The following is a 1,886-nucleotide window of genomic DNA, read 5'->3' on the forward strand; positions in this document are numbered from 1 at the left end:
CCCGCGCCCTGCTGGGCACGGCCTGGACCGGGGGCGGGTTGGTGACGATCTTCGACATGGCGGAGTCCCCGGACGGGACGCGCTATGCGCGGCTGTGCGGGCTTTCCAATGTCTCGGCCTATATCTATGAGCCGGCGGCGGTCGAGACCCTGCGCGACATGACCTTCAGCCTCTATGGCGTGCCGAGCGACAGCGCGGGCATCCTTTCGGACCGCTATGTCAACAAGGTGACGGGCGCCTTCGCCAATTCGGGGGGCTCCTTCAAAATGACCGGAGCCCTGTCGGTGACCGCGTCGAGTTACATCGCCCTGGGCGGCGGCCTGATCTCGCCGACCGATACGACCCAGTGCCAGATTGCTTTCTATGGCGAGGCCGGCTATCTCGGCTATTACAACCCGGTGGCGATCGGGCAGACCGTGCGGATCGCGGATCACTTCCCCGCCGCGACCTATGTCCATGTGACGTTCGAGGGTACATCGACGGGGGCCGTCTATCTGATCAATCCGGGCGACGGGCTGGACCGCGTGATGGACATGGTCTCGACGGGCGCCATCGTCGACTATTTCGCCCCCGCCCTCGTCGAGGCGAAGCGTCTCAATTTGACGGGCGGCACGACTCAGGCGGGGCATGAATACTGGCGCACCACGGATTACATTCCCGTGGTCGAGGGGCAGGTTTTTTATTATACCGGCCAGTGGTCAAGCTCCCTCGCGGCCTGCGTCGCCGGCTATGGCGCGGGCGGGGCCTGGTCGGGCAATCTGCTCCAGCCCGCCGCGAACGAACACTTCCTGAACCGCCGCGTCGTGATCCCCGCGGGCGTGGCGACCATTCGCGGCTGCTATCGCAATGATTACAGTCCGTTCTCGCTGTTGTCCACGCGCTCGGCACAGATCCTTCAGGAGGGGGGCGGCGTCGATGCCGTGTATCTCGCGCCCGATGCGGCTTATGGCCGTCTCAGCCCCGACGCCAACACCGCCGCCGTCCATCTGTTCGCCCGAGGCATCGTCGGCGATCGCGCCGTCACGGTCGGCTGGGCGCCGGGATCGGGGGATTTTGATCGCTTCGCGGGCGACGAGACTTTGCGGATCGTCAAGACCGTCGATGGGGATGCGACGATCAAGTGCCGGGTAACTGCCGGTTCCGGCTTCGTCGACCTGCCCGAATTTCCGCTGCGGCTGATCGACCCGGCCACCGTCGTGTCGCCCGCCCAGGCCATGAATGTGATCGTGATCGGGACGAGTTTCACTTCGCAGCTGACGCCCGGCGACGGTGATGCCGTCGACGGCGACGGCACCTGGGTAAACGAATTCTCGCGGCAGCTGATCGGTGTCGGCGATCAGGCGCTTTCGACCAATGCCGCCTTGCCCGCGATCGATACCGGCGCCGAATGGGGGCCTGTCGTGGCGGCGGATATCCGGGCGCCACTCGGCCTTGGCAATATCTATTTCCGGGGCACGCGCGGCGCCGGGGCCGTCAAGCACGAGGGGCGGGGCGGGTGGCACCCCATCAGTTACTTGCAGCGGACGGATGTCGTCGGGGCGGATGGCAAGAGCAACGCCTTCTGGGACCCGGGCGGGACGCCATGGGGGCCGCTGAACAGCCAGATGTCGCTGAAGTATTACGTGGAGAGCAACGGCTTCGACGATGGCACCATCGTGTCCGGTGTCAATGAAACCGGGAGCAACCTGCTCGTCATCCTCGAACTCGTGTGGAACGATGTCGGTAACGGCACGGGGGCGGGGCCTTCGGCGACCTATGTCGCCATGATCCTCGACAAGTTTCACGAGGAATATCCGGATACCGATGTCTGGGTGTTGGGCGTGCCTGCGCCGCCCCGGCACAGTTTCAAGGGCAATCCGTCGTCGTCCGTCACCAAATTCTATAAC

Annotated in this window: 1 protein-coding gene; it reads left to right on the forward strand. The window is 65.0% G+C overall.

Annotation, left to right across the window (positions count from 1 at the left end; genetic code table 11):
* A partial coding sequence (locus tag WAZ62_RS04650; RefSeq protein ID WP_422642353.1) for a hypothetical protein occupies positions 1 to 1,886 on the forward strand: 1,886 nt, incomplete at both ends.

Origin of the sequence: Zavarzinia sp., from assembly GCF_049306435.1 — a bacterium.
GTDB lineage: Bacteria > Pseudomonadota > Alphaproteobacteria > Zavarziniales > Zavarziniaceae > Zavarzinia.